At 31.3% G+C, this 22,753-nt stretch carries 21 protein-coding genes; all 21 read right to left on the bottom strand.

All coding sequences use genetic code 11. From position 1 onward, the window contains the following. Window positions 1–34: 34 nt before the first annotated feature. Window positions 35–1,735: a T9SS type A sorting domain-containing protein gene (locus AC27L2_RS12290; RefSeq protein WP_487212055.1), complete on the bottom strand. Its 1,701-nt coding sequence runs from the start codon at window positions 1,733–1,735 to the stop codon at window positions 35–37. A 115-nt stretch (window positions 1,736–1,850) separates the two neighbouring features. Beyond that, the gene (locus tag AC27L2_RS12285; protein ID WP_487212054.1) at window positions 1,851–4,802 is read right to left on the bottom strand and encodes a TonB-dependent receptor; all 2,952 of its coding nucleotides are present in this window, start codon (window positions 4,800–4,802) and stop codon (window positions 1,851–1,853) included. A gap of 330 nt (window positions 4,803–5,132) precedes the next feature. Beyond that, entirely contained in the window at window positions 5,133–6,623 is a 1,491-nt protein-coding gene (locus tag AC27L2_RS12280) for a rhamnulokinase (RefSeq protein ID WP_487212053.1), read from the bottom strand. Between the two features lie 208 nt (window positions 6,624–6,831). Continuing rightward, window positions 6,832–7,848 (bottom strand): LacI family DNA-binding transcriptional regulator, encoded by a 1,017-nt coding sequence (locus AC27L2_RS12275; RefSeq protein ID WP_487212052.1) that lies wholly within the window; start codon window positions 7,846–7,848, stop codon window positions 6,832–6,834. Between the two features lie 327 nt (window positions 7,849–8,175). Continuing rightward, the gene (locus AC27L2_RS12270) at window positions 8,176–10,386 is read right to left on the bottom strand and encodes an LUD domain-containing protein (protein WP_487212051.1); all 2,211 of its coding nucleotides are present in this window, start codon (window positions 10,384–10,386) and stop codon (window positions 8,176–8,178) included. 1 nt (window position 10,387) lies between these two features. Then, the gene (locus AC27L2_RS12265) at window positions 10,388–10,921 is read right to left on the bottom strand and encodes an LUD domain-containing protein (protein WP_487212050.1); all 534 of its coding nucleotides are present in this window, start codon (window positions 10,919–10,921) and stop codon (window positions 10,388–10,390) included. Window positions 10,922–10,975: 54 nt separating this feature from the next. After that, the gene (locus tag AC27L2_RS12260) at window positions 10,976–12,154 is read right to left on the bottom strand and encodes an acetate/propionate family kinase (RefSeq protein WP_487212049.1); all 1,179 of its coding nucleotides are present in this window, start codon (window positions 12,152–12,154) and stop codon (window positions 10,976–10,978) included. Between the two features lie 2 nt (window positions 12,155–12,156). Then, the gene (locus tag AC27L2_RS12255; RefSeq protein WP_487212048.1) at window positions 12,157–12,939 is read right to left on the bottom strand and encodes a class II aldolase/adducin family protein; all 783 of its coding nucleotides are present in this window, start codon (window positions 12,937–12,939) and stop codon (window positions 12,157–12,159) included. A gap of 86 nt (window positions 12,940–13,025) precedes the next feature. Then, on the bottom strand, window positions 13,026–13,301 hold the full coding sequence (locus tag AC27L2_RS12250; protein WP_487212047.1) for a EutN/CcmL family microcompartment protein: 276 nt from the start codon (window positions 13,299–13,301) through the stop codon (window positions 13,026–13,028). Further along, window positions 13,301–13,564, bottom strand: coding sequence for a EutN/CcmL family microcompartment protein (locus AC27L2_RS12245; protein ID WP_487212046.1), 264 nt, complete (start codon window positions 13,562–13,564; stop codon window positions 13,301–13,303). The genes AC27L2_RS12250 and AC27L2_RS12245 overlap by 1 nt, the downstream gene beginning before the upstream one ends. Beyond that, complete coding sequence (locus AC27L2_RS12240; RefSeq protein WP_487212045.1) at window positions 13,561–13,848, bottom strand: EutN/CcmL family microcompartment protein; 288 nt, start codon at window positions 13,846–13,848, stop codon at window positions 13,561–13,563. Before AC27L2_RS12240 ends, AC27L2_RS12245 begins: the two co-directional genes overlap by 4 nt. 2 nt (window positions 13,849–13,850) lie before the next feature. After that, window positions 13,851–14,132: a BMC domain-containing protein gene (locus AC27L2_RS12235; RefSeq protein WP_487212044.1), complete on the bottom strand. Its 282-nt coding sequence runs from the start codon at window positions 14,130–14,132 to the stop codon at window positions 13,851–13,853. Window positions 14,133–14,160: 28 nt separating this feature from the next. Next, window positions 14,161–15,582: an aldehyde dehydrogenase family protein gene (locus AC27L2_RS12230; protein WP_487212043.1), complete on the bottom strand. Its 1,422-nt coding sequence runs from the start codon at window positions 15,580–15,582 to the stop codon at window positions 14,161–14,163. Window positions 15,583–15,594: 12 nt separating this feature from the next. Next, entirely contained in the window at window positions 15,595–15,891 is a 297-nt protein-coding gene (locus AC27L2_RS12225; protein ID WP_487212042.1) for a BMC domain-containing protein, read from the bottom strand. Between the two features lie 9 nt (window positions 15,892–15,900). Then, window positions 15,901–16,182, bottom strand: coding sequence for a BMC domain-containing protein (locus tag AC27L2_RS12220; protein WP_487212041.1), 282 nt, complete (start codon window positions 16,180–16,182; stop codon window positions 15,901–15,903). Between the two features lie 17 nt (window positions 16,183–16,199). Then, complete coding sequence (locus AC27L2_RS12215) at window positions 16,200–16,496, bottom strand: hypothetical protein (protein ID WP_487212040.1); 297 nt, start codon at window positions 16,494–16,496, stop codon at window positions 16,200–16,202. After that, window positions 16,483–16,794: a EutN/CcmL family microcompartment protein gene (locus tag AC27L2_RS12210; RefSeq protein WP_487212039.1), complete on the bottom strand. Its 312-nt coding sequence runs from the start codon at window positions 16,792–16,794 to the stop codon at window positions 16,483–16,485. Before AC27L2_RS12210 ends, AC27L2_RS12215 begins: the two co-directional genes overlap by 14 nt. A gap of 2 nt (window positions 16,795–16,796) precedes the next feature. After that, window positions 16,797–17,501 carry a PduL/EutD family phosphate acyltransferase gene (locus tag AC27L2_RS12205; RefSeq protein ID WP_487212038.1) on the bottom strand — a complete coding sequence of 235 codons (705 nt, stop codon included), beginning with the start codon at window positions 17,499–17,501 and terminating at the stop codon, window positions 16,797–16,799. A gap of 273 nt (window positions 17,502–17,774) precedes the next feature. After that, window positions 17,775–18,869: an ABC transporter ATP-binding protein gene (locus AC27L2_RS12200; protein WP_487212037.1), complete on the bottom strand. Its 1,095-nt coding sequence runs from the start codon at window positions 18,867–18,869 to the stop codon at window positions 17,775–17,777. Between the two features lie 16 nt (window positions 18,870–18,885). Next, a complete protein-coding gene (locus AC27L2_RS12195; RefSeq protein ID WP_487212036.1) occupies window positions 18,886–22,017 on the bottom strand; it encodes a LamG-like jellyroll fold domain-containing protein in 3,132 nt (1,043 codons plus the stop codon). Next, window positions 22,010–22,753: hypothetical protein (locus tag AC27L2_RS12190; protein WP_487212035.1), on the bottom strand; the 744-nt coding region annotated here is incomplete at its 5' end. The genes AC27L2_RS12190 and AC27L2_RS12195, both read right to left, overlap by 8 nt.

Below are 22,753 nucleotides of genomic sequence, written 5' to 3'. Positions count from 1 at the left end.
AAATAGATTGGTTGACCACTCAACACAAAAAATATTATTTCGTTAAAATCATTTTTTTAGAAGCAACATAATTCTTGCCATGAACTCCAATAGCATTAATATTGTAGATGTAAACACCACTGCTCAGATTATATGCATTGAAGTTAAATGTATGAACACCAGCAGGCAAATCTTTATCTTTTAGTTCAAATACTTTTTGGCCTAAAATATTGTAAATAGTAATTGTAACTTTTGACTGCTCAGGCAAACCAAATTCAAATTTAGTAGATGGATTGAAAGGATTTGGATAGTTATTTGTTAAGTAGTATTCATTTGGAATTGATGTGCTATAAGTTTCAACTGATGTATAATTTCTCCATGTAATTAGTGCTGAAGCACTATCTCCTGGAATATATACATACTTTGCATTTGTCATTGAATCTCTCAATGCAGCAATATATTTATCTCTGTTAGCAAGGTAGATAGCTTTTTTATCAGGGAACCAGTTAAGGTCGCCAAGTGGCAATCCATCAGTACCACCAGTCAATAAAGTATCATTAGTGTATTTCAAATTGAACTTAGGAGGCCAATTGAGAACTGGCAAACCTTCAGCATTATAAGTTACTGGGGGTTCAATACGCCAATCTGGGAAAGTTCCTATTTTAAGCCAATGGAATTTTAACCATGCAAGCATGCTGTCGATGTTATTAGGAGGATTTACAAATTTGGGGTCAATTTGCCAATAATTTTTACCGATTCTGAAGTTATTATCTGCCAAGATTGTTGAGTCAACATAAGCATTCCACAATAAACATTGTTTTAATGTATCAGCAAATTCTGTTTTATAATATTGCAAAAATCTTGGGTCTAAATACATTGCATTAAATCCATGATACAACGAAATTGAATCCAGTTTTTCTTTAACATCTGTAAAATATTCCCATGTTGTGAAATAAGTTTCGTAGCCATTTGTATTTGGCATTCGACCGCGCCAGCTCCAGTTATAAAAAATATTATTTGCCTGTATTGCTTCATACCAGTGAAGTTCATGAGCATTTATTTGTTGGTTTACATATGTATTGTGCAGCACATACATTGTTGATGTAAAAAAGTTACCACCATTTCCAAATTCTCTTGCCATATTCACAGAAGTATTGTTTTCAAAAGTAAGCTTTTTGCAAGCAGCATCGAGTCTAAACGGCATACCACCGAAAGGTGAACTGCTTCTTCTCACACCATTAATAAAAACACAATTTGTAATTGTTATTTCTTCTGTTGGAGCTGTACTTCTTGTGCAATGGTCAACATAATCAGTAAAAGCACAATTATCCCAAACAATTTTATAACCACCATAATTACGAACAAAAGATGAGATATTGACATCATTACCATGAAGACCACTTAAAAGAATGTTCTTTAATACTATACTGCCTCCTGCTCTTAAGTTAAACATATCTCTTGCTCTACCATCAGCTCCTGGAGTTTGCAAAAAGACTGGTGGATTGGGGTCATTCATAATCCAACCGTTGTAAGGACCTTCAATTACAAGGTCAAAGTTAACTTCCAGAGAACCATCAAATGCATAGAATTTGCCGCTTTCTACCTTATAAACCTTATGAGCTCTTGCTCCATTTGGCAGTGTATCGGCAGCAATTTGTGCATTTACATACTTATCTGGATCAAGTACCATTTCCTGAGCAAATACAAAAGGCGATACTATCAACAATAAAACTAAAAGTAATGCATATTTCTTCATTGGTCCCTCCTTTTTTTGAGTTTGATTTTAATTAATTATTTGATTGGATATAAAAAGGTATGACACTATTTCAGAATTTTAATTGTTACATCACCTCCTTCAATGAATTAATAAGTTAAAATGAATAACGAATTCCTAAATCTGCAGTAGTTCCATAATATTCTACTCCAGATAATTTTTCTAAAGTGCTCACGAATTGACGGTCGGGTGTGTTAGTTATATTATTGATGTTCAAATATATTTGAAGTCCCTTAATCCATGGTAATTTTTGATAAGCTGTAAAATCCCATCTGTAATATGCTGCAGTATAAGAATCAAGTTCTTGATAAACTGGATGTGCACTTCGCAATACATTATCTTGATACAAGAACGACAATCTTGCTGAAAAATCACCAATATCATATCCAATAGTTAAATTCAATATATCATTTGGCTGATTTACTAATCTACCTGTTCTTGTTGTATCGATATATTTATATTTCTTAAATACACCAGTTCCCGTAGCAACACTCTTAAAATACGGATAACGTGTTACAGAATTAATGTGTGTGTAATTAATATTAAATACCAAACCTTTTAAAAATGAAGGCAAATACCAGAAGTGAGTTTGCCAGTCTAATTCAATTCCTCTTACATAAGAAGTTTCTTCTAAGTTAGTCCATGTATTTATTGTAGTGTAATCTGCTTGTGTCAATTTATATCTGTAATGAATTTTAGAAGCATCTTTAGTATAATATTGAATAGGAACAATCAAATTATTAATCTCTTTATAAAAGAATCCTGCTGTAAATAGACCAATATGATGTTCATAGACGGATGCGTACAAATCATAATTCTGAGTTACTGCAGGTTTTAAATAAGGATTTCCTAATCTTAGTGTTGGAGCACTATAAGTGTCTACATATAAAAATGGAGAAACAGCGCGGTAATCAGGATAAATAATGCTCTTGGTGCTTGCTAAACGGAAATCAAGCCAACTAGTTGGTTTTATTCTCAATACTATTTGTGGGAACCATGTTTCTCCTTTTGTTGAATCCCAATGAACTTTCTTATGGTCATAATAATATTCGCCTGGTGTAGTTAATCTACCAAATACATAAGTAGAATCTGCTTCGTAATCAAAACTAAATCTTTCAAAACGTAAACCTGGTAAAAAAGTAACATATTTACCAATATTTAATTCCGTCATAATGTAGAATGCACCAAAGTCTCTTGTGTAGTTATAATCATACTGAGTTGATTCTAATGGGGATGGAAGATAATAGCCATATTGTTTAGCTAATTCTTCCATGTGATGCATTTTCCAGATAGAAATTTTATTGAAAAATATATCCCCACTAATACCTTCATGACCAGAAAGGAAATTACCTACATCATAACCTGGGTCTGCAAATAATTCAGCTCTTAAGCCATTGTCCTTCTTTTCTATACCTAAATCTGTCCATATTGAATCTCTCAACAAAGTATTAAAATTGCCTGCAAGCCCGCCTCTGTCTGTATCAATATACCACTGAGTTTCATCATTCTTTCTTGTATTGCGCTCATATTTACCGCCAAGTTTTAAATTACCAGAAATATATTTTGTAATTGTATAAGGTAATTTGAAATTTAATACAGCAGCCTGAGCAGATTCATCAACATCTCGCTTTAGAGTAGAAGTATTTGTAATTATTTTATCTTTTTGAAGAACAGTTACAGAATTAAGAAAATCACTTGGGGACATATTTTTTTGGTTAGTCACTGGACTTGTCCATCCCTGTACGCCGCCAGACCTTGTTCTGACATCCATTCTTAAATCACCTGGGTTACGTTGAATTGTAAATGAATTGGAAAGAGAAAAATCCATATTAATGTTTGCAAATTCAAATTCACCTTGTAGTGCATTGCTTATGACAGTATTGGTAAATTCTCTTTCTACTGCAAAACCTCTCCAATCATAATCTGTAGAAAAATAATTTTGCTGTTCAATTTGATGTTCATTTAAGCTGCCAATAAAATTATTCAATATTAATGAACCTTTTGATAATTGATAATCTAAAACAAGGCTTCCACCTATTCTCTTTCTATCCGTAACCTTATCACTTATTGTAACAGTAGAAAGATATGTTGGTATGTAACCTTTAACTTTTATTTCTTCTTCATTAGTTGTATAAGATGCTGTTAGTTCATCAGAATTTCTATTGAACTTATCTATATAAACTGATACCTGCACTCCTAACTTATCATCAAAAAAGCGGTTGCTTGCAAGTCCTGTTAATCTATAATTGCCAAATGGTTTTGTATTTGCTAATGATGCATATCCATCTTGAACTGTAAAATTGCTATGTAATCCTTCTCTTGCTTTGCTTATTCTAAGATTAACAGAACCACCTACAGCATCAGCATCCATGTCTGCTGTTAATACCTTTGTAACTTCAATACCAGAAAGGATGTTTGGAGCAATCATATTTAAATCAACACTTCTGTTGTCACGGTCTGTAGATTGCAATCGAACACCATTAACCATCATAACATTATATTGAGGTGAAAGACCACGAATGGTAACTTTTTGTCCTTCTCCCCCACTTCTTATTAATGAAATGCCTGGAAGTCTTGCTACAGACTCAGCAGCATTTACATCTGGGATATCTTTAATTCGGTCTGATGAAACAATATTTTTAATTGTAGTAGAAGATAACTGCTGATTAATTGCTTCAATTTGTCCTTCGGCTTGTGCAGTTATTATTACCTCGCCAGTTTCTATTGCTACATATTCTAATTCAACATTAATTTCTACGGTCATTCCTGCTTTAACTGTTACAGGAATTCTCTGGTCTTTATAACCGAGATATTTTACAATTAGATTATAATTTCCAGCCGGCACGCTACGAATTAAATAGCTGCCATCGTACGCAGCAGCATCTCCTATACCTGTTCCTTCAAGCATTACATTTGCGCCAGGCAGAGGTTCACCTGTAGTTTTATCTGTAACTTTTCCTTTAATTCTGCCCGAACCCTGTGCTTCTATGATATTTAATCCCACAGCAAATAAAAGTAAAAACATAAAAATTGGTCTAACTATCTTCATGTCTCACTCCTTTTTTAATTGGAGATTTGTTTATTAAATTATTGTTCGTGATTGTTCTAATAGGTCATAACAAAATGATTGAAAAGGTCATGTTTTTAAGAATAAATTGTTACTGTTCATATGATATTATTCTTTCTTGTAGCTGATAAGCTGATGAGCTAAGTAAAATGATTAGTCCCATTATTAATCTTTGCAATTACAAGTTTGAATACCTTGCTTTGCTCATTATGTTAAATTCCTTTTTTGCAATATTCAGCTTTGGTAGTTTTTACTTGAGAAAGTTTTAACTGATTGAGTTTATGTTTAATAAAAACGGACACAATTTAGCTTTCAAACTGCTTGTTTAGAAATTTTTCTATAATGTATTTCACAATCATTAAAGTAGTTACTATCCTGCGGGTAATATTTTTTTAACTCGAAAGAGTTGGCAATAATTTCACGCCACTCAGAAATATTTTTAACTATCCCTTTAGAAATTGCCTGAACACCAATATTGCCTAAAACAGCTGCTTCAACAGGACCAGCAATAACTTCGCATCCAGTCGAATCCGATGTTAGTTGATTAAGAAGCTCATTCTGAATGCCCCCGCCTACAATATGTAATCTTTTAATTTTTTTCCTTATAACTGTTTCTAATTTTCTAAGAGTATCTCTGTAACAAAAAGCAAGACTTTCAATTATAACTCTTGTAATAAAACCTATATCAGAATTATATTCTTGTCCAGTTTCTTCCAAATAGTTCATTACTTTTACAGGCATATCACCTGCTTTAAGAAAACGAGCATCATTTAAATCAACCCATGAATTTGCTGAACCATTTTGAATAGCCAATGATATTAATTCTGAATAACTAAATTGATTATCAGTTTTTTCAGACCAGTGTCTTTTACATTCCTGCAGAGGCCATAATCCAATAATATTTTTAAGAAAACGAATAGTGTTATCAAATCCACCTTCATTTGTAAAATTATTTTCTAATGCTTCTTCAGTTAATATTGGATGGTCTAATTCTATTCCCATCAAAGACCATGTGCCTGAACTCAAAAAAGCCCAATCATTTTCGAAAGAAGGAACTGCAGCAACTGCGGAAGCAGTATCATGACATGCTGTTGCAATTACTGGAATATTATTTTTTAATTCTGATGCTTGAGCAATTGATGGAAGCAAAGTTCCTAAAATAGTCCCGGGTTCAACTATAGGAGGAAATATTTTTCGATTAAAACCAAAAGAATTGATTAAATCCCACGACCAATCTCTTTTAATTGGGTCAATTAAACTCGATGTAGATGCAATTGTGTATTCTGCAAATTTTTTACCTGAAAGCAAAAAGTTCAGAAAATCGGGGATGAACAAAATCTTATCTGCAATACTCAGTAAATTTAATTTTCTTTTTTTCTCGGATAGTAATTGGAATAAAGTATTAATCTGCATGAACTGAATGCCAGCTCGATTATAAATTTCTTTCTTAGGCACAATATTAAAAGCTTCTTCCATAATATTATCAGTGCGGTCATCACGGTAATGATATGGATAACCTAAAATTCTATTATCAGCATCTAAGAGAACATAATCTACTCCCCAAGTATCAATTCCAATACCTTCAAAATTACTCCCAAAATTTTTACTTGCTTTTTTTAATCCTTCTACAATTTCTTCGTAAATAGCTAAGATATCCCAGTGAAATCCATAATCATATTTAATTGATGGAGTGCTGAAACGATGTACTTCATGAAGAATTACTTTTTGTTTATCAAGTAATCCAACAAAACATCGTCCACTTTCAGCTCCCAAATCAAAAGCGATAAATTTTTTTTCTTCCATAAATTAACCTGTGATTATTAGAGAAAATAATTTATGTATAATTGATGTGATTATTAATTAGATTGAAAGGGATAACTTTTGAAATAAAAATCTATAATTGATTAATATAATCTAATGGATTGAGTATATTATAAATTTATTTTAATGTTCTCTATTATTTCAATTAAGTTATTATTCAAATTGAGGAGGGATTAATAAATGATTGACTTTATCTTTCAACAATTTTGTACTGAATTGTAACATCATCAAAATCTTTGTAATCTTTTTTATTATCAAGCATATCAATCAATATATCTGTAGCTGTTTTACCAATTATGTATGGATTCTGGTCAACAGTATAATAAGGAACACCAAGACGAGCCACAATTGTATTATCACCAAATTCACCTAATAATATATTATCAGGTATAGAAAGTTTTTTATCAAGGATTGCTTTACCTGCACCATAAGTAATCAAACCACCAATACTGATTACAGCATCAATTTTTATCTTTGAATCAAGCAAGGCCGACATTTTATTATAGCTGTCTTCAACGCTTCTAAAGGTTTCCAATACCAGTTTAGGATTGAATTTAATTCCAAATTTTTTTAATGCTTTTTTATATCCCTGGAATCTATCTTTACAAACTGGAATTAATGTATTGGGTCCTAAGAACAAAATATTTCTTCTTCCTTCTTTAATCATTTTTGATGTTAGTGCAAAAGAGGCATCTACGTCATCAATTTTAACCGTTGTGAAAGGTAATTTATTTAGTTTTCTATCCCAGCAGACAATTTTTATTCCTTCGTCATCAAGACTTTTATATAAAGATAAATTTTCATTTCCACCTGCAGCATTTAGTAAAATGCCATCAACGCCGATATCTGATAAGAATTCAATCTTCTTTCTCTCCTTATGAATATCTTCATCGTGAACCATTAAAATGCATTCATAACCCTTATTACTTGCTTCTTCGTACATTCCTCTTACAGCTTCAGAGAAAAAAGAAATACGTAAATCAGGAATTAATACTCCCAATATTTTGCTTCTGTTTGTAATTAGAGACCTTGCAAGAATATTGGGTCTATATTTCATTTCTTTACATTTTTCTTTTACAAGTTGTTTGGTCTTTTCTGAAATGTCTGTTGAATCACGAAGAGCTTTAGAAACTGTTGCAGGTGTAAGAGATAATTCACGTGCAATATCTTTTAATGTAACTTTATTTCTTCTATGTTTTCTATCCACAATTTTCTTTATGATTTTGTTGTTGAATGAATTTAATTATAATTTTTAATACAAAAATAAAAATTATTAAGTTTAGATACAGCTCCGCCACGTCAGTCACATTTTCAATTTTTTCACCAGAATCGCAACCATAAATCACCCTAAATCAGAAAAGGTTATCGAAAACCTTTAAGTTATTTTGCATCAAAAATAGAGCTTTAAAAGTTGCTCTATTATTCATTCTTAATGCTTTTCGAAATCGTTTTCAACATAAAAATAAAAATAATTTTAGTCAAGTTAATTTTTTTAACCAGAATATTTTTTTCGTAAAGTAATTTCTCTTTACTGCTATTTTATTAATCGATTTAAATATTCAACAGGATGATAGGCAGTCACAGGTATTTTAATAAATCCATTTATCTGCTCTCGACATGATGTCCCACTTGCTAATATTACTAATTTATCTTCCCCTTTATCAAATAATTTAATTTCTTCTATTAACTGTTCTCCTATGCTCTTGCTGATTTCATAAAAATGTTTTTTATAACCAAAACTTCCCGCCATACCACAACATTCTTGCGATGAGGTAACTACCTGCAAACCCAAACGACTGAAAAATTCTGGAACAACATCACCTAATCCGATTGATTTTAATTGACAATGTGCATGATAAAATATTTTTTTATTCTCGAATATCATTCTCTTTTTAATTTCTTCTAATTCTATATTTCCGTTATCCATCATCATCAATAAGTATTCAAATATATCATAACATTTTTCTTTTATATAACTAAACAAATTACCATCAATTAGTTTTTGATAATCATAGCGTATCATTGCCAACACACTTGGTTCTAAAAATAGAATATCATATCCTTCGTCAATTAATTGTTTTAGATATTGAGATGTTGATTTTGCTTTTTTTGCAGAACTTTTAATTATTCCCTGAGAAAGTGAAGCTCTTCCATCATCAAATACTTTACTTATATTTATTTTGAAACCTAATTTTTCCAACAGTTCAACTGCATTGATTCCAATATGAGAATTATTATAGTTCGTATAAATATCAGAAAAGATTATAAGTTTTATTGAATTTAATTTCGGATTATCAATAAAAGAAGCTGATACTTTTCTTTGTTTATATAATTGTGTAAATGTTTTCTTTGTAAACTCTGGTATCTTTCTTTCTTTCTCAATGCTAAATAATTTTTCCATTAATATTTTTGAAGGATAAAATTTCATGAATGAATTAACAGCAGAAGTGATGAATGAAGCAATTCTTGCAAACAAATCAAAATAAGCAAAGAAATATTTTTGAAGTGAAGGAAAATTTTTTTTGTTAAGTCTGTCCTTTATTATAGTATTTAATTTGGGTATGTCAATTTTAACGGGACAATTTGGAACGCATCTAGAACAACCTGTACAAAGTTCAGCAAATTTTCCATTTTCGAGTTTGCCTGTAGTACCTACAGTCCAGCTTGCACCAATGCCCCCAGTATAACATTCACCTCCAAATGCATGTCCACCTACAGTTTGAAAATTAGCACAAACATTCATACACGCACTGCAACGAATGCAATAGAGAGCTTCTTTTAATTCAAAATCATCTCTCATTTTCATGCGTCCATTATCCAGTAAAACGAGATAGAATTTTCTTTCCTTATCTGTTCTGTTATTAAAATTTAATACTGGTAAATCTAAGGGAGGTTCTAAAATATTTGTGTATGATGTAAGTGGTTGTCCTGTAGCACTTGCTGCAAGAAGTTCAATAAAAATTCCAAAATCTTTTTTTGATGGAATAATTTTTTCTATTCCTACTATGGCAATATGAATTGCAGGAAGATGAGTGGTTAGTCTAATATTACCTTCACTTTCAACTAATAAAATTGCTCCTTCTTCTGCTGATATAAGATTTGCACCGGTAATCCCGATATCTGCACCAAGAAATTTTTGTCTAAGTGTAGCGCTTGCAAATTCAGTAAGCTGTTCTCCGGTTTCAAGTGGATTAGAAGTTATAAAATTTTCTTTGAATAATTTTGATATGCTTTCCCTGCTTCTATGAATTGCAGGTGCAACTATATGAGAAGGCTGTTCTTTAGATAATTGAAGAATAAATTCTGCTAAATCTGTTTCTACAACTTCAATATTATCTTTTTCGAGTGCATGATTCAAATTAATTTCTTCGGATGTAATTGATTTTGATTTTACTATCAGCTTAGCTTCATTCTGTTTACAAATTTTTCTAATAAAATTTACAGCATCATTTTTATCCTTAGCATAAAATACATGACCTCCTCTTGATTCGATAGTATGTGTTAATCTCTTAATTAACTCTGGTAAATCATTTATAGATTTTTCTTTTATTTCTCTCGCTTTAGTTTTTAAAGTTTCATAATCTTCAATTTGTTTGATTGCTTTGTAACGACCCTCATTAAATGTTCTTGTATTTAATCTAATTGATTTACTTTCATACTTCAATGCATAATCAATAGCCTTAAACAAATTTTTCTTTGATGATTTATTAGCAAATTCTTTTGGATGTATTATATCTTTGCTCATTTTAATCTCCAAGGACAATAATAAACAATTCACCAGGTCCATGAACGCCTCTAACCAAAGGTCCCATATCCGCAGTAGCACTTGGTCCTGTTATTATTGTGAAACTTCTACTAAGATCCAAATTTTTGTTAAATAAATCGCGTGGTTTATATAAAATGTTTTTGCTATCGAGTATAACAATATGTTTTTTCACAAGCATGCTTAAATAAACTATTAAATCATTTGTTATTGAAATTACTACAGAACCAGTTGATGCAATTCCATAAGAGGCAGCAGTAATGCCTGTTCTAATATTTTTCAATTGTTCTTTATTTGGATTAACAATTACTTTTTCATTAGATAAAAATTTTTCAAACAAATTGGATTCAAAATTCCGAGGTGGGATAAAAAGAATTTGATTTTCATCAGCAGTAAGATTTTCTAATAATAAATTCAGAGAATCTGAATCTTTATGCACTACTTGAATTTTAGCCCACACATTTTGTGCTCTTGTTACAAACTTTTCCAGTAATGCCTGCTTTAATATTTCATTCATTTTATTCTAATAAATCGTTTATTGAATTCACATCAATAGACTGACTATTCTTTATTAACTTGATTTTTTTAAGAGATAATTTTTTACTTCAGAAGCAACAATAAATTCTTCATTTGTTGGAATAACAGCAACTTTTATCTTAGAATTATCACTTGAAATCAATCCTTCTTTTAGATTAGAACGATTTTTTTCTTCATCAACTATAATTCCAAGGTTTTCCATATTCTCTGTTATTTTTCTTCTCAATGATATGCTATTTTGTCCCGCACCGCCTGTAAATACAATGCAGTCTGCTCCATTTAGAATTGCAAGATATTCTCCGATATATCTTTTAACACCATAAACAAAAGAATCGAAAGCAAGTTTAGCGCGATAATTTCCTTTTTCCATTTCAGCTTCAATATCTCTTAAGTCGCCGGTATTAATTCCAGAGATTCCATAAAGTCCTCCTTTCGACATCAAAATTTCAACTGCATCATTAATTGAAAGATTTTCTTTATGCATAAGATATAAAAGTGCATAAGCGTCAAAGTCACCTACACGTTTTGCATTTAATAAACCACTTTGAGGACTCATACCCATTGAAGTATCAACAGAAATTCCATCTTTAATCGCACAAACAGAAGAGCTTCCTCCAAGATGACATGAAATAATTTTATTTGCATTAAATAATTCTTTTGCACGAATTGAAATATATCGATGAGATGCACCATGAAATCCATATTTTCTTATGCCATGTTTTTCATAATATTCATAAGGGATTCCATAAATGTAAGCTTCTGGAGGAATATTAACGTGAAAATGTGTTTCGAATAATCCTATCAAAGGAACTGAGCTAAGTAACTCTTTGAAAATAGAAATAGCAGTTAAATAAACATCTGTATGAACTGGAGCCAGCAGACGATACTCTTTCATTGATTCAATCACAGAATCATTTAATTCGACGCAACCTGTTACTCCTTTTGCGTGAACAGTTTTGAAACCCACAGCAGAAATATCTTTCAAAAGATTTTTTTCTTTTAATATTTCTAAGGTAAGATTAACAGCAGAATGATAATCTTTGATTGGAAGTTTTTTAATTTTTTCTTCTTCATCTCTAAAAAAATATTTAACAGTTCCATCATCGTGGCCTATTTTTTCAACAGCAGCTTGAAATAAAATATCCATGTTATCAGCATCATAAAGTTTGCACTTATATGAAGTGCTGCCAGGATTAGCGATTAATATTTTCATTTTTATTTTAATTTATTTTTTAGATTACTTAATACCTGCTCAGCAATTTTTTGAACCAATTGTTCATCAATTTCACTTGATTTAATATTATTTTCTGAAAAATTATAATTCTCGGTACTACAAGCAGTAACGCGCCCTGGCAAATTAAATTTCTCTCTTAATTGTAAAAGACGGTCCCTTTCTGCAGGAGGAAGGACATTAAGATTTCCTAATTGAATTGCTTTCCAGACAATACTTGCAGTATGTTCAAGTGTTTCCATTTTATAATAAGCATTAAAGAGGTCGCTACCCAGAGTTAATGCACCATGGTTTTCAAGTAATATTGCATCAGAATTTTTTATATATGGTCGAATCCTATCGGGAATTTCTGAAGTTGATGGTAATCCATAAGGTGCAATTGGAACAGCACCAATTACAATTATTGCTTCTGGAAGGACACATTTATCAAGGGGAATTCCTGCTACTGCAAAACTTGTTGCATAAGTTGGGTGAGCATGAACAACTGATTTAACATCTGGTCTTTCTTTATAAACTTCGAGATGCATCTTCAATTCGCTTGATGGTCGATATTTTGAATTCTTTGTAATAACGTTGCCTTGCCTATCGCATTTAATAATCATGTCGGTTGTCATAAAACCTTTACTAACTCCAGTTGGAGTTGTCAATACCTCATCATCATTTAATAAAACTGTAATATTGCCATCATTAGCGGCAACGTAGCCTCTCAACCAAATTCTTTTGCCAATTTCTACAATTTGTTTTCTAAGTTCCCATTCACTAATCATTATTATTACCTTTATTATTTTTCATTAATTGTAAATTAATAATAGAAAAAAATTTATTTTCTCAATATGCTTGATTATTCAAATGATTACATTTCTATATAATTAATTTTATCAACTATTGCAATTATCAGAGTTCTAATTGGTGCTCGTTCTAAACCAAATACAGTTTGTGCCACACCTGGAGCTCCTCCACAAACAACAATATCTCCAATGCCTGCACCAACATAATCTACAGCAACATGCTCTGTGTTTATTTCTTCTCCATTTGGTAAAACAGGTTTAATCACATAAACTTTTTTGCCGTAGTATGCATCGTGCTTTACAACCGAGACTACTCTTTTAATTACTTTTGCAAGATACATTATTCAATAATCTCCACTCTTTGAACTATACTTGCATTAACAGGAGCATAGCCACTTTTGAAAGCTTGAGAAGCATCTGTGCTTGTAACATAAACTACAACATCACCCGAAGCAGCTATATTCTCCGGATCTGCTGCAACAATTGGTGTCCCATCAATATTGCCATTGGAAGTTATTGGCTGTAAAATAAACAATTGACAACCTTCAAGTTCCTTAACTTTTTTTGTTGCCCATGTTTTACCGATAACAATTCCTAATCTCATAAAGTATTAAACAGATTATGGGTAATTTCAATGTTATCAATAATTGCTACAATAACTGCATCGACTGGAGTATCTTTCGTTACATCAGTCATTCGAGCTGAAGAACCATATGTTAAAAGTACAAAATCTCCTTCCCCTGCCTGAACGGCATCAATAGCAACATGATAAGATTTTAAAAATTCACCTTTATGATTTACTTCCTTACAAAGCATTAATTTCTTCCCCTGAAGCTTAGGGTCTTTTTGAGTTGAAACAATATTTCCAATTACTTTAGCAAATATCATTTTTATTTAATACGATTAAATGATGCTTCTAATTCATCAACTGGTCTTGGAATTACAAGTTGTGAAATTACTTCACCGACTCGTGAAGCGGAATCTACTGCTGCATCCATAGCAGCTTTAACAGCAGCCACATCGCCTTCAATTACAAAGGAGACATAACCACTACCTACTTGTCTCCATTCAACAACTTCTACATTAGCTGCTTTTACAGCAGCATCTGCTCCATAAATTAAAGGTGCAAATCCTTTTGTTTCTAAAATTCCTATTGCATTTTTTACTGACATTTTATGTACCTCATTTATAATTTACGAATTAAACAAATCTATATGCTTTATGAGTCATGATTCTACGTTTTCTGACAAAATGTAAAGGTGTACAAATTCCTTCTCCAGTTGGAGTAGCAATAGTATGCGAAAAATAACCTTCCCCTAATTCACCGCCATTTCCTCTGAGTGTGCCTCCATTTATAACATGAACATCGCAATCGAGTATTCTGGTAAATTTTGTAACTCTATCAATATCTTTTGAAAAGATGCTTGCTGTGTGTTTAAAGCCGTGTTCAGCTTTCAAAGCTGCCTGCAGTCCATCTTCAAAATCATGAACACGAACTACTGGAATACAGCAAGTCATTTGTTCAGCTACAACCCATGGATGATTTTTATCTACTTCTCCAAAAAGCAGAGGAACATTTTCGGGAATATTTAATCCAATTGCATTAGCAAGATATTTTGCACTTTTTCCTGCAAAATCTCTTTTGATTATCCAATGCTTTCCTGATAATTCTAAAGCTTTTTCGGCAAGTTTATTCATTTCTTCGGTTGATAATCGATAATTCCCAGCTTTTTCCATTTCTTTCATAAAATTTTCAAAAACACTATTGACAACAAAAATTTCTTTTTCTGCAATACATAAAATATTATTGTCAAAACTTGCACTCATTGTAATTTCTTTGGCTGCAAGATTTAAATCTGCAGTTTCATCAACTAAAACAGGTGGATTTCCTGGACCTGCTGCAATAACTTTTTTAGGATAGCTTAAAGCTAATTCAACTACTTGAGGACCACCCGTAACAGATAAAAGTTCAACTTTATCATGACCGAAAAGTGTTTTGGCAGTTTCTAATGTTGGTTCAGCTACACAAGTGACCAAATTCTTTGGTGCTCCTGCATCATACATATATTTATTTGCAAGCTGAATTACTTTTGCACTCACTCTTTTTGCAGATGGATGAGGATTAAATACAATTGTATTTCCACCTGCAAGCTGGATTATAATATTATTAATAATTGTGGGTCCAGGATGAGTGCTTGGTGAAATATTTCCAATTACTCCAAAAGGTGCATATTCATCAATTGCTAAGCCATTTTTGCCAGACCATGCATGAGGCTGTAAGTATTCAATACCAGGGCTGTAATTTGCAGCATTTATGAATTTTGCAATTTTATGGTCTACTCTGCCCATTCCTGTTTCTTTAACTGTCATTTCTGCTAATTCTTCTTTATTGTCAAGTGCCATCTGACGCACTGCATCAATAAATTTTTTTCTGCATTGAATACTTCTTTCTTTAAACTGTAAAAATGCTTCGTATGCGGCATTAATTGCATCGTTCATATCATTAAAAACTCCCCAATCTCCTTCTTCAACTTTCAAAAGATTTTCGGAGAGGGCTTGAGACAAAACTTTCTCGACAACTCTTTCCACCAATTCTTTTAATTGTAAATTCTTATTATCCAAAATTATCTCCAATTATTTATTTGTTTCTTTTTTAATTGGTTCAATTGGAAATTTATTAATCAGCTTTTCTGAGGGTCTTGGAATAATAATTTCTGATAAAACAGTTCCAATGCTTGATGCAGCTTGAGTGCCAGCTTCAACTGCAGCCTTTACAGCTGCGACATCACCACGAATAATGATGCTTACTCTACCGCCTCCGACTTTTATCCATTTGCCAAGTTTTACATTTGCTGATTTAACAGCGGCATCGGCTGCCTGTATTCCAGCAGTAAAGCCAAGTGTTTCAATTATTCCTAATGCTTCAATCATATGATTTCCCTATTTAGTTAAATTTAATAATTCAAAAACTTCTTCGTGAGCCGATGGAATTATGTTTGTGCAGACAAGTTCACCAACTCTTGCTGCGGCTTCTGCTCCTGCTTCAACTGAAGCGCGAACGGCTCCAACTTCTCCTCTTACTAAAGCTGTTACATAAGCACCACCGATTTCAACACGCTTAACAAATTCAACATTTGCTGCCTTTATCATTGCATCAATTGCTTGAACTGCACCTGTGTTACCTCGTGTTTCAACAAAACCTAATGCTGAACCTTTAGCCATGTTTATCTCCTTTTTTATTATTGTTTGTAATTAATTTTCAAATTCCTTTTTTTAATAATTTCTCTTGCACCATGTGTAATTACTGTTCCTGCTGGAATTAAAATTTCTGAGATTGTTGAATCTATCATCATCAACATTCTTTCTGTTAATATAGGTGTTTTATATTCGCTCATATTTATTTCATAAAATTTTTTGTTTGATATTTCAACATTAATATTAATTTCATGTAAAATATCAATTCCTCTCTTCTTTAATTCTTTCAATACTTCTGTAACTATAGTTTCTACCAAATATTTGAGATTAATGTTCTGCACTTGTTCTATTAGTTTTTTTGTAAATATAATTTCCTCCATTCATTACAGAATCTACAATACCAACAATTGTATTATCTGTAGCAACATCTTTTGTTAATCTAGTTAACCTTGCTGAAGATGACGAACAAAGTAAAACTACATCACCTTCACCAGCGTTAACAGTATCAATACATGCAGCAGTCTCTTTTGTTTTTTCCATATTCTCATTAAGATAATTTACAATAAGAATTTTTAATCCTTCGAGTTTTCCTTCTTTTCTTGTTGATACTAATTTTCCTATAACCAAGCCAAGTTTCATAATTACATTTTACCTAAAAATTCTGCAAACATTTCACCGCGAATAAAAGCTGCATTGGCATCATCGGTATCAAGATGAATTTGTAAACGCCAGTTATCATTTATTCGAATCAAAACATTTTCGAAAATTGTGCTTTTAATGCTCTGTATTCTAACTTTGCACATATCACCATCTTTCACACCTAAAATCTTTGCTTCTTGACTATTCATATGAATATGACGATTGGCAATAATTGCACATTTTTCGAGATAAATTGAAGATTTTGGTCCTACAAGTGTTAATGGTGCAGCATTCTCAAGAGAACCAGAATTAACAATAGGCGGATTTATTCCTAAAAAAATTGCATCAGTAAGTGAGACTTCAACCTGGTCATATTTTCTTAGTGGACCAAGTATTCTTACATTTTCAATGCATCTAAGCTTTGGTCCTACAATTGTAAGCGTATGTTTTGAAGCAAATTCTCCCGGTTGATATAATGGTCTCATTGATTCAAATTTTATTTCATTCCCAAATAATTTATGGAAAGTATTTTCAGTTAGATGGACATGTCGATTTGAAACCCCCACAGGAATTTTAGGCAATTCTCTGCTGAATAGATTCTTATACTTATTTTCAATTGATTTAGCAATTTCATCTGCTAAAACAGCGACTAAATCATTTTCATTTATGATTTCTCTGCAAACACATAATTGATTTTTTTCAGACAAGATTTACCTCATCTCGCTAATAATTAAATTATTAATTAATAGGAACAAGGTTAAAATTAATAAAAGAAACATACCGAAAACCTTATCGAAAACCTTTAAGCAAAGTTAAATTTTATTTTTAGCTTTGTCAAGAAGCTTGAAATGATTTTTTAAAAATTTCTTGGGATGATGCTTTTAGGTAAGGAATATGTTATACAAATTCTTTTAATTACTCATTAAAAATGTCATCTAAAACTTTTGTTCACGAATGATTTTATCAATGAGCTTTTACCATCAATTAATCGCTAATTCACTTTCATAGTCAAAGAAATAAAATTTATTCTTGTCAAAATAAATATGAACTTTTTCCCCCTTCTTAAAAATTTCATCTGTGTATACTTTCCCAATAAATTGATTATCATCAACCTTGAAGTAGATATATATTTCGTTCCCCATTGGTTCAATTAAGTCAAGAACACTACTATATTCATATTTGTTTTCATTCTCTTTCAAACTTATGTCTTCAGGTCGTATGCCCAAATAAATTTTTTTATTTAAATATTTCCCTAGTTTCAACTTTTGTTCATCCGTTAAGTTTATTATTAAAGAACTATTTATGCTTTTGAATTTCAAACCTTCTTCTTGAATAATAATTCCTTCTACAAAATTCATTGATGGACTTCCAATAAATCCTGCAACAAATTTATTAATAGGATTTTTATATAGATTCATCGGTGTATCAATCTGCTGAATTATGCCATCTTTGAGAACCACAATTCTATCTCCCATTGTCATTGCTTCAACCTGGTCATGTGTTACATATATCATTGTTGAATTCAATTGCTTATGAAGCTTTGTAATTTCAGCTCTCATTTGTACTCTCATTTTTGCATCAAGATTACTTAGTGGTTCATCAAACAAAAAGACCTTTGGATTACGAACAATTGCCCTTCCTACTGCAACTCTTTGCTTTTGACCGCCTGAGAGTTGTTTTGGTTTTCTATCTAATAAATTTTCAATATTCAAAATCTTTGCTGCATTAATTACTCTTGCTTGAATTTCTTCTTTCGAATACTTTCTAAGTTTTAATCCAAACGCCATATTTTCAAAAACTGTCATGTGAGGATACAATGCATAATTTTGAAATACCATAGCAATATCACGGTCAGCAGGAGAAACGTTGTTCATCAATTTATTATCAATATAAAGCTCACCTTCAGTAATGTCTTCAAGTCCAGCAATCATTCTTAAAATAGTTGATTTGCCACAACCTGTGGGACCAACAAGCACAACAAATTCTTTATCATTTATAGTGAAACTAACATTATTTACTGCTTTGTTACCTGAATCATAAATCTTAGAAACATTAATCATTTTTACTTCTGCCATTATGTTCCTCTTTTATTTACTTTATTAAAATTAATTTTATTGTTTTCGTTTCTTGATTTGTTCTAAGGACACAAAAATAAATGCCTGATGGCACTTCATTTCCAAAATTATTTTTAATATCCCATTGCACATGATACAAACCTGGAGCTTTATCTTCATCAGAAAGTATTTTTATTTCTCTTCCAAGAATATCATATATTTTAATTTGTATTCTTGTTGTATGCATAATTCTATAAACTATTTCAGTTGTTGAATTAAATGGATTGGGGAAATTGCTAAACGAGGTTTCATTCAAAAAATTTTCTTTCTCCTTTAATGAAGTAGGCAAATCATATAATTTCATGATATCACCAAGCATAAGAGCAAAATCGTAAATTCTTACATCGTCGATAATACCTTTGAAATTATAATTAGAATTTGAAGGCAGCATTTGTCCAATTGTTAAATCAACATCGGATTGCTGCAATTTGCCAGACCATGATGCAAAGGAATTTAATTCACCATTAATCCATAACTCAGCATCTTTTCCATCATAATTAACCACACAATGGATGAATTTATTTAATTCAATTTGATTTTCGCTATCAAGGTCTAAAATATTGCTGCCTGTTTTATCAGTTTTGATTGTCCATCTTAATTTTTTATTTGCAATAGAAACTTTATAACGTTTATCCCAGCTTCCATGTGAAATAATGTAGGATTCTTTTTCAGGTAGTTCATTTAATTTAATCCAGAAACTTATTGATATTCCATTTTGAAAATTTAACGAAGTATTATTTTTGATTAATACATAATCATTAAATCCATCAAATTGTAAAGCAGTATTCGAGATTCCAAATCTGTCTGTTACAAAAGATGCACCATATATAATTCCATTGTTGTTTTTACCACTCTCATCGTTTGCATTTCCATTGAAAGGTAAATAAACAATCAAATTTGCATTTGAAGTGGAATAATAATTTCTCACCATAACTTTTACGCTGTCGATTGCTGAACCTCCTTTATTATCACTTACAAAACATCTTATATAAAAATCTCCTTCGAATGATGGGGCTGTCCAATAAGTTGTATCTCCCATTTGATTGATAGAACCATAATCTGAAGACCAATTGAAAAAAAGAATATCTTTTTCTGCATCTTCTGCGTAGCAAATTAATTTAGTTCTATCGCTTGGTTTAATTTTTCTTGGTACAGCTTTAATTGAATTTATTTTAGGTGTTTGATTGATTTCATTTAGAACATTAATTGATATTTGAGCTGAATCTTTTTCTCCAGACTCATCAACTACAACAACTTTTACCAAAGCAACAATTGATTTGTCCGGGGCAATAAAATCAACAACAGAACCTTCTCCTTGAATTTTTCCTTCATTAGTTATCCAATAATATTTTAGTTGAGCAGTTTCTTTATCAACTGCTGTGCAGTAAATTTTTGTAGATGAATTTTGTAATAATTTATTTGAAACAGCAGCAAGACTTTTGATTCTCGGCGGGTAATTTTCAATTAGCATATTTAGATTATAATCGACAACCTTATTATCAATAAATAATTTATTAAACTTATATTCAATCTTACCATTAGGTGGGACAAGCACAATTACTACTGCAGAGTTTGAAGGTATTGATAATTCAAAATAATCTGAAACATTTTTTTCAATAAAATTATTGCTGATAGTTTCGTAAATATCATAAATACCATCGGGTAAATTTATTTTCACAACTTTTGTTTCATCATAAGGATTGAACAAAAGATAAGATTGATAAGAATTCTTCTGAAAAAAATCTGTTGCATTCAAATTGAGTTTCAAAATGCATGGGATATTAGTTGTATCTATCACAGCAGCAAGATAACCAACAGAAGATGAGCTATACAATGACAAATTAGTTTTTGCCCATCCGCCTTTAATTGCATCTCCTGTGGCTTCAGGAAAACCCGAAGAAGATTTTAATAAAGCTTCATAAGCAATGTATGAATTGGGGTCATAACTATGTGCCCAATCTTCACTATCCTGATGTAAATCATCTAAATATTTGCTGTAGAATAATCTTAAGGCATTAGCAGCATTTAGAACCCATTTCCCAATTGCACGAGCAAATCTTTCATCATATCTTGCAATTGGAACAAGAGCACCAATTTGTTGAAATGTATTCATTGAAAATGCATATTGTCTGTCAAAATCTTCTCCAATTAAACCGCTTATATCATATTCTCCCCATTTCCCCAAAAGCACATTCCACTTTCTCAAATTTGTAAAGCTGAAACACCAGTTAAACATTTTTTCAATATCATAATCAGTTCCAATTTCTGCATTCATTCTTGCTGCAGTATAAACTCCATAGGGGAGTTGAATTTCATAAGCAGGATTAACAGTTAATGAATTTAAAAATTCCAAACACCACTCTGCGCCTGTTAAATATTTCTTTTCCCCAGTTTCCAGATAAGCATTATATAAAATATAAGCTACAGCACCAGCTGCTTCTGGTTCTTCAACTCCAATTTTATAAGGTTTTTTATTAATGAAATCCCAGCCGCGGTAATGAAAATCTGGAATTTGCCAAGGCGTTGCTTTACCACCACTTAACATTACAACTTCAAGAAATCTATCTGCAATTGTTCTAAACTGATTTTCATAATCTTCTACATCAGGATATAAAGAGTATAATTGATAGAAAAACAGATTTGGCATTGTTTCATACCACCAATCATCATAAGTATCATCATGAGGAGAATTTTTATACACATTCATTTCAGAGCGTCGATTAAAATATTCTCTGCTCATTTTAACCCAATCATACCCATTTTGATTTCTTTTATTTATCCCAACAAGAGAAGCACTCACAATTGATGGAAGAACATTAATTGCTTCACTATTTGATGTGTATTTAGTTCCAACATAAGTATGCAAGCCAAAACTTTTTTGCTCAGGATAATTTATAGTGTTATTAATTAAATAAATTAATGGTAAATATTCACCTGTCACATTCAGATTATAAATTAATGAATCATAACCACGCGCAACCATTTTCCAGTCTCTCATTTTATATAGTGCAGGTATGTTGGGCATCTGTTCAATTCTTGGAATATTTATTTGCTGAGAATAAATGTTTACAAATAAAATCAAAGTAATTGTAAAATATTTTTTAATCATTTTTATTACATAGAAACTTATTAAGACAAAATATTTCAATACTGCTTTCGTTTAACTTTGTATTACCTTCATGAAAAATTCTTATTAATTTGATTTCATTCGGAAGTAAAATAATTCCCCTGTCTTCAAAAATTATATCGGGAGATATGAAGTCAACAAATATTGAAAGTTTATCAGCAGATACTTCAAGATAATTTTCTTCGCCTTGATTAATCAGCTTCAGTTTGATATTAGCCTCAGACAGTCTCAAATGCTTCCATTCATTGAATGTATAAACATCTCTGAAAACTTCTTTTTCTTCACCATTATATAGAATTATAATAAGCACTGAATCAGGATTTAAATAATTTTTAATCACACATAAATTATTTATTGATTCCCCTTTAATAATAATTGATTTTTTTTCTTCACTCAAAATTCTGCCGCTTAAAGAATCAAACACAATCAATTTTAAAATTCCTTTGAAATTTTTTTCACTTTGATTTATTCCAAGAATATTTATTTGATTATTTTCTGAAGTAACTTTTATTGCTATTTCATTAAATGATTTTTTTACAAAATAATACGATAACTTTGGCTTCAACTCACTATCTATAAGAGACCAGCTTACAACGGGCCAGGTATCATTAATCTGCCATATTATACTTCCATTAGTTCTTGGTTGATTAAATCGCCAGTGCAGCAAACATGTTTTTAATGCCAATGCCTGATTTAATTGAGCAAGATAAATAAACTC

It is taken from the genome of Rosettibacter sp. KY25, assembly GCF_057554405.1.
Note: the sequence above shows the minus strand (reverse complement) of the source record. Positions and strands in the feature narration are given on the sequence as shown.

Bases quoted from the DNA above. Each gene is read 5' to 3' on its own strand.
- AC27L2_RS12195 (WP_487212036.1), bottom strand. From the start codon at position 22,017: ATGATTAAAAAATATTTTACAATTACTTTGATTTTATTTGTAAACATT.
- AC27L2_RS12270 (WP_487212051.1), bottom strand. From the start codon at position 10,386: ATGAGCAAAGATATAATACATCCAAAAGAATTTGCTAATAAATCATCA.
- AC27L2_RS12235 (WP_487212044.1), bottom strand. From the start codon at position 14,132: ATGTCAGTAAAAAATGCAATAGGAATTTTAGAAACAAAAGGATTTGCA.
- AC27L2_RS12260 (WP_487212049.1), bottom strand. From the start codon at position 12,154: ATGAAAATATTAATCGCTAATCCTGGCAGCACTTCATATAAGTGCAAA.
- AC27L2_RS12200 (WP_487212037.1), bottom strand. From the start codon at position 18,869: ATGGCAGAAGTAAAAATGATTAATGTTTCTAAGATTTATGATTCAGGT.
- AC27L2_RS12280 (WP_487212053.1), bottom strand. From the start codon at position 6,623: ATGGAAGAAAAAAAATTTATCGCTTTTGATTTGGGAGCTGAAAGTGGA.
- AC27L2_RS12240 (WP_487212045.1), bottom strand. From the start codon at position 13,848: ATGATATTTGCTAAAGTAATTGGAAATATTGTTTCAACTCAAAAAGAC.
- AC27L2_RS12265 (WP_487212050.1), bottom strand. From the start codon at position 10,921: ATGAATGAAATATTAAAGCAGGCATTACTGGAAAAGTTTGTAACAAGA.
- AC27L2_RS12250 (WP_487212047.1), bottom strand. From the start codon at position 13,301: ATGTATCTTGCAAAAGTAATTAAAAGAGTAGTCTCGGTTGTAAAGCAC.
- AC27L2_RS12255 (WP_487212048.1), bottom strand. From the start codon at position 12,939: ATGATTAGTGAATGGGAACTTAGAAAACAAATTGTAGAAATTGGCAAA.
- AC27L2_RS12220 (WP_487212041.1), bottom strand. From the start codon at position 16,182: ATGGCTAAAGGTTCAGCATTAGGTTTTGTTGAAACACGAGGTAACACA.
- AC27L2_RS12225 (WP_487212042.1), bottom strand. From the start codon at position 15,891: ATGATTGAAGCATTAGGAATAATTGAAACACTTGGCTTTACTGCTGGA.
- AC27L2_RS12245 (WP_487212046.1), bottom strand. From the start codon at position 13,564: ATGAGATTAGGAATTGTTATCGGTAAAACATGGGCAACAAAAAAAGTT.
- AC27L2_RS12285 (WP_487212054.1), bottom strand. From the start codon at position 4,802: ATGAAGATAGTTAGACCAATTTTTATGTTTTTACTTTTATTTGCTGTG.
- AC27L2_RS12210 (WP_487212039.1), bottom strand. From the start codon at position 16,794: ATGAAACTTGGCTTGGTTATAGGAAAATTAGTATCAACAAGAAAAGAA.
- AC27L2_RS12290 (WP_487212055.1), bottom strand. From the start codon at position 1,735: ATGAAGAAATATGCATTACTTTTAGTTTTATTGTTGATAGTATCGCCT.